The sequence below is a fragment of the Rhodococcus sp. TAF43 genome (assembly GCF_052113525.1).
GTDB lineage: Bacteria > Actinomycetota > Actinomycetes > Mycobacteriales > Mycobacteriaceae > Prescottella.
This window is the reverse complement of record NZ_JBFRDL010000087.1, coordinates 1-8,826: the sequence shown is the minus strand read 5'-3', so window position 1 is coordinate 8,826 and position 8,826 is coordinate 1. Positions and strand designations below refer to the sequence as shown.

Genomic DNA, 8,826 nt, shown 5'->3' with positions numbered 1-8,826 from the left:
CTGCGCCACCGCGAGACCGATGCCGCGGCTCGCCCCGGTGACGACGGCGACGCGGCCGACGAAGCGAGCCGTCATATCGAGATCCCGCCGTCGACAGGAAGCACGGTGCCGGTGATGTATCCGGCGTTCGTCGATGCGAGGAACGCGACCGCCGCCGCCATCTCGCGGGGATCGGCGAAGCGGCCCATCGGGACCTGTGCGATCAACTCGGCCTTCTTGTCCTCCGGGATGGAGGCGATCATCCTGGTCTCGGCGTTGGGCGAGATCGCGTTGACCGTCACACCGAATCGGGCGAGTTCCTTCGCGGCGGTCTTGGTGAAACCGATGATCCCGGCCTTGGCCATGGCGTAGTTCGCCTGGCCCGGATTGCCGCGCAGACCCGTGTAGGAGGTGACGTTGACGATGCGGCCGTAACCGCGCTCGCGGAAATGGGGCACACAGGCGCGGCTGAACCGGAACGTCCCGCCCGCATGGACCGCCATGACCTGCTCGTAGTCGTCGTCTGTGAGCTTCCAGAGGACTCGGTCGCGGAGGATGCCGGCATTGTTGACCAGCACGTCGATCCGACCGGTCTCGGCGATCACGCGATCGACCACGGACTGGACCGAATCGCTGTTGCTCACGTCGGCTACGGCACAGCGGCACCCCACCTCGGCAGCCGCTTCGGTCACCGCATCGCCGTCGAAGTCGACGAGGTACACGGTGGCACCGGTCTCGTGGAAGAAGCGCCCCAACTCGAGCCCGATGCCGCGTCCACCGCCGGTCACGATCACGGACTGGCCGGTGAAGTCGAACGACACGTTCGACGTTGTCTGTGTCCCAATCGTTTCGGTCATCAGCTCAGCCTCTCGAAGATGATCGCCATTCCCTGGCCGCCACCGATGCACATGGTCTCCAGTCCGAACTGGAGGTCACGCTCCTGCAGCGAGTGCAGCAGCGTGGTCGTGATGCGGGCACCGGTCGCACCGAACGGATGCCCCAGCGCGATGCCGCCGCCGTTGACGTTGAGTCGGTCGATGTCGATGCCGAGATCCCGGTACGACGGGATCACCTGCGCCGCGAACGCCTCGTTGATCTCGGCGAGGTCGATGTCGGAGATCGACAGGCCCGCCTTCGCGAGAGCCCGACGCGACGCCTCGACCGGGCCCAGCCCCATGATCTCCGGCGACAGGCCGCTCACGGCGGTCGACACCACGCGTGCGAGCGGGGTGAGCCCGAGTTCGGCGGCCCTGTGGTCGCTCATCACGACCAGCGCGGCGGCACCGTCGTTGAGTGGACACGCATTTCCGGCGGTGACGGTGCCGTCCTCCCGGAAGACGGTTCGCAGTCCGGACAGCTTCTCGAACGTGGTGCCCGCTCGGGGTCCGTCGTCGGTGCGGACCGCACTTCCGTCGGCGAGGATGACCGGGGTGATCTCCCGCTCGAAGAACCCGTCGGCGATCGCCTTCTCCGCCAACTGCTGTGAGCGGGCGGCGAATTCGTCCTGCTCGGCCCGGCTGATCCCGCGGTAGGTGGCGATGTTCTCCGCGGTCTGCCCCATGGTGATGTAGACATCGGGCAGCAGGCCCGCGGTGCGCGGGTCGGTCCAGGTCTCGTTGGTCTCCGCCAGCCGCTTGGTCCGTTCCTGCGCCGGCGCGAACAGCGGGTTCTGCAACTGGACGTCGCCGGCCCCGACGCCGTTCTGCTGCGGGTACCGCGAGACGCACTCGACACCGGCGGAGACGAACACGTCACCGTCACCGGCCTTGATCGCGTTGAACGCCATCCGCGTGGTCTGCACGCTCGACGCGCACGCCCGGTTCACCGTCACGGCGGGAACTGCATCCATACCCAACTGGACTGCAACGCGGCGGGCGATGTTCTCGCTCTGCTCACCGGTGTGCTCCCAGGCCCCCAGGTACAGGTCGTCCACGGTGTTCGGATCGAGCGAGGGGATCTGGTCGAGAGCTGCTCGAACCATCTGCGCGGCAAGGTCGTCCGGCCGGACCCCTGCCAACGATCCCTTACCCGCACGCCCGATCGGCGAACGTGCGGTTGCGACGATGACTGCTTCGGTCATGATTCGTAACTCCCGTTCCGCCGGCCGCAGCCGGCACAGGTAACAGCGCCAACTCGCGCCAGAGTGACTTCCTACGTGAACTCGGTCGAACCGGCCGGGAGCGTCGTCGCGGGCAGACATGTCATCCACGCGCGCGACGCGGCGCTTGCCCGCGCGGTCGGTCCCCGTTCCGCCTCGACCTCCGCCCATAGGGCGGATCGCTAAGCGTTCGCTTAGTTTGGGGCGGTTGCTCGCGAAAGTCAATCCCAGCCGCGGAGACGGAAGCAGGTGGACCGAATCTGGTTCTGGCCGAGCACGACAACAGTTCGAACAGTTGATCTTGCGCGTGCAACACGGAGGTCACGCCTCGAGGGGCAGTCGGCCAGGGCCGCACTGCAGCAGCTAGATGTGCTCCACCAGAATAAGCAATCGCTTATTGATCGGTGGATGCGCCACCGGCCGTCACAAGGCGCGCTGAAGGCAAATTCCGGTGCGGGGACGAAATTGTCGGCGCACGGGCAGTATCGCGTCATCGACGATGCGGCCGTAGACGTGCCAGGTGGGCGGCGGTCCACGCGGCCTTCTTCTCCCTGGCCGACCTCGCATACGCCTTCTCCATCGAGAAGGATCGAATCGGGTACCGAAGCGGTGGCGACTCACACACTTTCGCCGGGGCGAACTTCATGTAGGGATACGACGGCCGACAGTGGCCCTCGATTGTCGCGGGGGGCCTCTTTCACAGGTGGAGAGGGACTCGCCGCCGAACAGGAGACACGCACTGGTGCCGGCCTCCCGATCCGCGGGGCGCACGAGCCCCACGGATCGGGAGGGCGAGGATCACAGCGCGAGATCGCGCCCGATGATTTCCTTCATGATCTCGTTGGATCCGGCCCAGATCTTCGTGACGCGCGCGTCCATCCAGGCGCGCGCGACGCGGTACTCGCGCATGTAGCCGTAGCCGCCGTGCAGCTGCACGCAGTGGTCGAGCACCTCGTTCTGCACCTGCGCCGACCACCACTTGGCCTTGGCCGCGTCGACGGCGCTGAGCCCGGCATCGGAGTGCTGGGCGACCGCCGCATCGATGTACGCCTGCGCCACCTCGATCTTCGTGACCAGCTCGGCCAGCAGGAACTTGTTGTGCTGGAACGAACCGATCGAGTTCCCGAACGCCTTGCGATCCTTGGCGTATTCGATCGTCTCCAGCAGGATCTGCTTGGCGTGCGCGACATTGGTCACCGCGGCGCCGATGCGCTCCTGCGGGAGGCGTTCCATCATCGCCACGAATCCCGTGCCGGGCTCGCCCAGCAGCGCGTCGGCCGGGAGACGGACGTTGTCGAAGAACAGTTCGGCGGTGTCGGACTCGGGCTGGCCCACCTTGTCGAGCTTGCGTCCCCGCTCGAAGCCCGGGAGCGACGCATCGACGAGGAAGAGGCTGATGCCCTTGGAACGCTGTGTCGGGTCGGTTCGCGCCGCGACGACCACCACGTCGGCGGTGTAGCCGTTCGTGATGAAGGTCTTGGATCCGTTGAGAATCCAGTCGGAGCCGTCGCGAACGGCGGACGACTTCAGATTGGCCAGGTCCGAGCCCGCAGACGGCTCGGTCATGCCGATCGCCGCCACCGCGTCACCGGACGCCATCCGCGGCAGCCACTGCTGCTTCTGCTCCTCCGACGCGAGGTCGACCACGTACGGCGTCACGATGTCGAAATGGATCCCGAAGCTCGACGCGAGGGCCATGTTGACGGCGGCCAACTCCTCGGTCGCGACCGCGTTGAACCGGTAGTCACCGGCCTCGCTGCCGCCGTAGACCTCCGGAATCTCGAGGCCGAGGATGCCCTGCTTGCCGGCCTCACACCACACCTCGCGCGCGATCAGCTTGTTCTCGCTGTGGGACTCGACGTTAGGGACCACTTCCCGCGCCAGGAAGTCGTGGACCGCCGCGCGGAACTGCTCGTGATCGGCGGTGAAAACTGCTCTCTTCACTTCGTACCCTTTCCGACTCAACCTCCATCGGCTAAGCGCTCGCTTAGTTTGCGACGAGAGTGTGGGAAAGTCAATGCGGAAACGCCGACATCGGGTCGGCGGATGCGCCGGAGGTCGGAGACAGATGTCATCGCAATCAGCAGGACCGCGCGCGGACCGCCCCATCGGGGAGGCCGAGCAGCGGCTACTCGACTCCGCGCGCGACGCGTTCGCCGCGAAGGGCTACCACGGGACCAGCACGCGCGAGATCGCCGCGGGGGCGAACATGAGCCCCGCCGCGATGTACATCCACTTCCGGTCCAAGCAGGACGTGCTGGCCAGGCTGAGCCTCGAGGGGCACATCGCGGCGTACGCGGCCCTGCGCGCCGGCGCCGAGACCGCGGGATCTCCGACGAAACGCCTGCGTGCCGCCGTCTACGCGTTCGCTCACTGGCACGCCGAGAACCACAGGACCGCCCGGGTCGTGCAGTACGAACTCGCCGCGCTCGACGACGAGAACCACGCGCGGGTGGTGCAACTACGCCGGGACATCGTCGCCACCGTCCGTTCGATCATCTCGGACGGCACGCGTGACGGGGAGTTCGCGGTGGACAACATCGACGTCACCACCCTCGCGGTTCTGTCGCTGTGTATCGACACGGTGCGGTGGTACCCGTCCCGCGAGCTGCATACCCCCGAGTCGGTGGGCGCGTCGTTCGCGGCCTTCGCGGAACGAATGGTGAAAGCGGATGTGTGACAACACACATCCGCCCACCTCCTAAGCAATCGCTCAGGCCGAGCTCCATCCGAGTCGACTCAGCGGCTGCTCACCGAGTAGTCACCGTCGGCGTGTGCCGTGAAGCGCCAGCCGCCGTCCACCCGCGCAAGATCCACATCCGCGAGATTCACGGTGTCCAGTTGCGGCTGCTCGGCGCCGGGATACCACGCCTCCACCCGTCCGCGACCGCTGCCGGCGAAGCCCTCCGACGTGACGTCGGTCAGAGATCCGGGCGTCGCGCGCGGGTACGCCCGGGCCAGCGGAGTCACGAATCCGTCCACCATCCCCAGCGACCGGCCCGACGGGCAGTCGATCCGATTGAGGTTGCCCTGCGGCTTCTCGGTGTTGCCGTCGCGCACGGCGTGCGGATCGCCGCACGCCTGCGTCCACGACCACCACGCGCCGCCCATCCGATGCTCGTTCGTGGCGTCGACGAACCGGTCGACGGCGGAGGACTGCTCGTCGGGTTCACCGAACCAGCCCCATTCGCCCGTCCACAGCGGTGCGCCGTACCAGTCGGCTCCCGCGGCGGCGATCCGGAATCCGGTCTCCAGGGAGGGGAACTCGCTACTGACGGTGATCGACTGACTGTAGAGGTGCGGCGAGAACACTACGAGCGGATCGGCGAGGTAGTGACGCGGCGGGAGCGCGTCGATCCCGAACGCCGACCAGACGGCACTCGGTTCGAAGAAGATCAGGTGCGGAAAGCCGCCGGATTCGGCCTGCCGGATGGCCGCGATCGCGCGCTGGTAGAAACGGCCGATCTGGTCGGCGGCCGTGAACGGGTCCCGCAGTCCCGGGTTCGGCTCGTTGAGCAGGTCGTAGCCGGCGACCGCGGGCTCGTCGGCGAACTCGGCGGCCAGCCGCGCCCACGTCGCGACCAGGCGGCCCTGGATCCCCTGTTCGTCGTCGTAGAACGCCTGGAACGCGCGCGCAACGGCGGGTGACGCCTCGCGCAGTCCCCCGATGTTGCACGTCGTCCATCCGCCGGTCAGCGTGGCCCATTCCGGTGCGCCGTCCCACCCGATACCCGGCTCGAGCAACGGTGGGCAGGTCTGCCCGGCGGGGGTTCCGACGAACGGACCCCACGCGTCCTGATGCATGTCGAGCACGGTGTAGATGCCGTGGTCCTTCGCGTCCTGCACGGCGGAGCGGATCCGCTGGACGTAGGCCTGGTCGAACGCGCCCCGGGTCGGCTCCAGCGCCGACCACGACACGTTCAGTCGCACCACGTCGAACCCGAGCGTGGCCATCCGCGCGAAGTCCGTTCGATCCAGCGGAGCCACCGTCGGGAGGTCGGTTCCGTTCTGCGCGTAGTCGTTGAGCTGATTCACATTCGCGCCGCGCAGGAGCACCGTCCGACCTTCGACGTCCTTGATCGTCCGATCGTCGACCGTCAGCTGCGGAAGCGTCCACCCGTCGCCGAGCGGAGCCGCTTCCGCAGCCGGGACTGCCTGCAGGGTCAGAGCCGTCAGGGCAAGCAACAGCAACGCGCGCACGGTGAGCCTTCCTGTACAACCGTCCAAGTGCCCGAGAGCCTAGGCTCAGACCCTCCGTGCAGGAGTCTGAACCGTGAAACTCACCCTCAGGTAAGAGTTTTCGGACGGTTGCGGTTGCTCACACCAGTTCGCGCTTGAGGATCTTCCCCGTGCCGGTCATCGGGAGCTGATCCACGATCCGCACCTCGCGCGGGTACTTGTAGCTCGCCATCCGGTCCTTCGACCAGGCGATCAACTCGTCGGCCGAGATCCCGGAGCCCTCGTGCGGGATGACGTAGGCGCGGACCTCCTCGCCGTGGCTCTCGTGCGGCACTCCGATCACGGCCGCCAACGAGACCGCCTCGTGTGTCATGAGGACTTCCTCGATCTCCCGCGGATAGACGTTGAACCCACCGCGCACGATCATGTCCTTGGCTCGGTCCACGATGTAGTAGAAACCGTCGTCGTCGCGGCGGGCCAGATCGCCCGTGCGGAACCAACCGTCGCGCATCACCTCGTCGGTGGCCTCCGGCCGACCGTAGTAGCCCTTCATCACGTTGTGTCCGCGGATCGCGAGTTCGCCGACGGCGCCGATTTCGTCGACGGTGTTCCAGTCACGATCGACGAGGCGCACGTCGACGCCCCAGATCGGGATCCCGATCGATCCCGCTCGCGGTGCCTGCTCCGGATCGCTGAACAGGGCGACCGGTGAGGTCTCGGACAGCCCGTATCCCTCGAGGATCTGGACCCCGAATCGCCTCGCGAAGCGCTCGAGGATCTCCACCGGCAGCGCCGCGCCCCCGGATATCGCCTTGCGGAGGTTGGCGGCGATCCGGCCCACGTCGACCGAGTCGTCGACGGCTCCGAGCAGGCCCCAGTACATCGTCGGCACGCCCGCGAACATCGTGATCGACTCGCGCTCCATGATGTCCAGCGCCGCGCTCGCCTCGAAACGCGGGAGCAGCACGAGCGTCGCGCCCACCGAGAAACCGGCGTTCATGTTGATCGTCTGCCCGAACGAATGGAACAGAGGAAGCGTCAGCAGGTGGGTGTCGTGCAGGCTCGGGCTGCTGTCGAACAACCGGTTCGAGGCGATGGCGTTCATGACCATGTTCGACTGGGTCAGCTCGGCGCCCTTCGGCCGGCCGGTCGTCCCGCTCGTGTAGAGGATGACCGCAGTGTCCGTGGCTTCCCGCGCCACCGACTCGAACGTCGACGGCTGGTCGGGCAGCACCGTCGAGAGCGCGGTGATTCCCACATCGCTGCCGGCTGCGACGCTGCCGTCGCCGCCGATCACGAACATCGTTCGACACGAGGGCGCCTCGTCGAAGCCGTCCCGTCCGTACTCGCCGATCGGCAGATCCGGTCCGCCCTCGAAGCAGAAGTAGGCGACCGCCCCGCAGTCCTGCAGGTGGTAGGCGATCTCCCGTCCCTTCAGCAGGACGTTGAGCGGCACGACCACGGCGCCCGCCTTGAGGATCCCGTAGTAGACGATCGGGAACCACGGCAGGTTGGGGCAGGAGATGGCGACGCGGTCACCGGGAACGATGCCCGACGCGACGAGGAGATTGGCGACCTGGTTCGCGAGACCGTCGGTCTCCGCGTAGGTGAACCGGTCGTCCCCCAGCACCAGCGCGTCGCGGCTCGGGTACTTGCGGGCCGAGTCTTCCAGGAACATGGACAGATTGAGCATCGGGGCGTCTCTCTCGGGCAGCGGTCGTGAAGGTCAGTGGCTCGGCGCGGTCTGGACGCCGATCGTGGTGAACAGTTCGTCGAGAAGCTCGGTCGCGCGGGGCCATTCGCCGTAGCCCGAGGCGGGGTTGAGGTGTCCGACCTCGCCGAGGTCGACGAGACGGCCGCCCCACGCGTGTGCGAGGTCGACGACGACGGCGAAATCGGCCAGCGGGTCGTTGGTGCTGGCGGCGACGATGCTCGGGAACGGCAGCGGGCTGCGCGGCACCGGGTTCCAGCCGTTCGCCTCGAGGTCCGCCAGCGCCGGGTATCCGGCCGGCAGCGGGGTGGAGAGGTCCGACGGGGTGGCCAGGATCGCGCCCGCCACCGGGCGGTCGTGCCGGGCGGCCCAGTGCACGGTGATCATCACGCCGGCGCTGTGCGCGACGAGCACGACGGGGCCGTCGATGTCGGCCAGGACGGCGTCGAGCGCGGCCACACGGGCGTCGAGGCTGAGCTTGTCGTGCTCGAGCGGCGGGACGGTACGGACCTTGTCCAGGCCGGCGGCCAACAGGGTCTGCCAGTGGTCCTCGACGTGGTCACGCAGTCCGGGAACGATCACGACGGTCGGGGAAACGGAGCTGCTCAAGGCATTTCCTCCAAAAGATCTCGAGGCGGGCAGACGGAGCGGGGACGCCTGTGGGCGTCCCCGCTCCATCGAGAGGTGCTGTCGCAGACGTGAGACAGCGGGTCAGGCGTGCTGGGTGAAGCCGACCTGGCCGGGGCGACGGTTCGGGGCGTAACCGAGCTCGGCGAGGGTCTCGTCGGCGTTCGCGTAGGTGGTGCCGATCTTGTAGATGTCGCGAGCCTCCTTGCCCGTGGCAACCTCACGGCCGAGC

Annotated in this window: 7 protein-coding genes and 1 pseudogene; 1 reads left to right on the top strand and 7 read right to left on the bottom strand. The window is 67.5% G+C overall.

The annotated features are described in order from the left end of the window. Window positions 1–71: 71 nt before the first annotated feature. The 3 genes from AB4Z09_RS28225 to AB4Z09_RS28215 all read right to left on the bottom strand — a co-directional run bounded on the left by AB4Z09_RS28225 (window position 72) and on the right by AB4Z09_RS28215 (window position 4,021). Window positions 72–836: an SDR family NAD(P)-dependent oxidoreductase gene (locus AB4Z09_RS28225; protein WP_114718105.1), complete on the bottom strand. Its 765-nt coding sequence runs from the start codon at window positions 834–836 to the stop codon at window positions 72–74. After that, on the bottom strand, window positions 836–2,059 hold the full coding sequence (locus AB4Z09_RS28220; protein ID WP_174908612.1) for an acetyl-CoA C-acetyltransferase: 1,224 nt from the start codon (window positions 2,057–2,059) through the stop codon (window positions 836–838). Before AB4Z09_RS28220 ends, AB4Z09_RS28225 begins: the two co-directional genes overlap by 1 nt. Before the next feature lie 816 nt (window positions 2,060–2,875). Then, entirely contained in the window at window positions 2,876–4,021 is a 1,146-nt protein-coding gene (locus tag AB4Z09_RS28215) for an acyl-CoA dehydrogenase family protein (RefSeq protein ID WP_442241294.1), read from the bottom strand. Between the two features lie 124 nt (window positions 4,022–4,145). Here AB4Z09_RS28215 and AB4Z09_RS28210 point away from each other — a divergent pair, with 124 nt between their 5' ends. Further along, window positions 4,146–4,757 carry a TetR/AcrR family transcriptional regulator gene (locus AB4Z09_RS28210; protein ID WP_114718102.1) on the top strand — a complete coding sequence of 204 codons (612 nt, stop codon included), beginning with the start codon at window positions 4,146–4,148 and terminating at the stop codon, window positions 4,755–4,757. Between the two features lie 59 nt (window positions 4,758–4,816). On the opposite strand, the gene AB4Z09_RS28205 is transcribed toward AB4Z09_RS28210, so the two are convergent. The 4 genes and pseudogenes from AB4Z09_RS28205 to AB4Z09_RS28190 form a co-directional block, all read right to left on the bottom strand. Beyond that, complete coding sequence (locus AB4Z09_RS28205) at window positions 4,817–6,277, bottom strand: glycoside hydrolase family 5 protein (protein ID WP_114718101.1); 1,461 nt, start codon at window positions 6,275–6,277, stop codon at window positions 4,817–4,819. A gap of 118 nt (window positions 6,278–6,395) precedes the next feature. After that, complete coding sequence (locus tag AB4Z09_RS28200) at window positions 6,396–7,949, bottom strand: long-chain-fatty-acid--CoA ligase (protein WP_114718100.1); 1,554 nt, start codon at window positions 7,947–7,949, stop codon at window positions 6,396–6,398. Window positions 7,950–7,982: 33 nt separating this feature from the next. Continuing rightward, entirely contained in the window at window positions 7,983–8,576 is a 594-nt protein-coding gene (locus AB4Z09_RS28195; RefSeq protein WP_114718099.1) for an RBBP9/YdeN family alpha/beta hydrolase, read from the bottom strand. 102 nt (window positions 8,577–8,678) lie between these two features. Beyond that, window positions 8,679–8,826, bottom strand: a pseudogene (locus AB4Z09_RS28190) (3-keto-5-aminohexanoate cleavage protein); the annotation flags it as partial.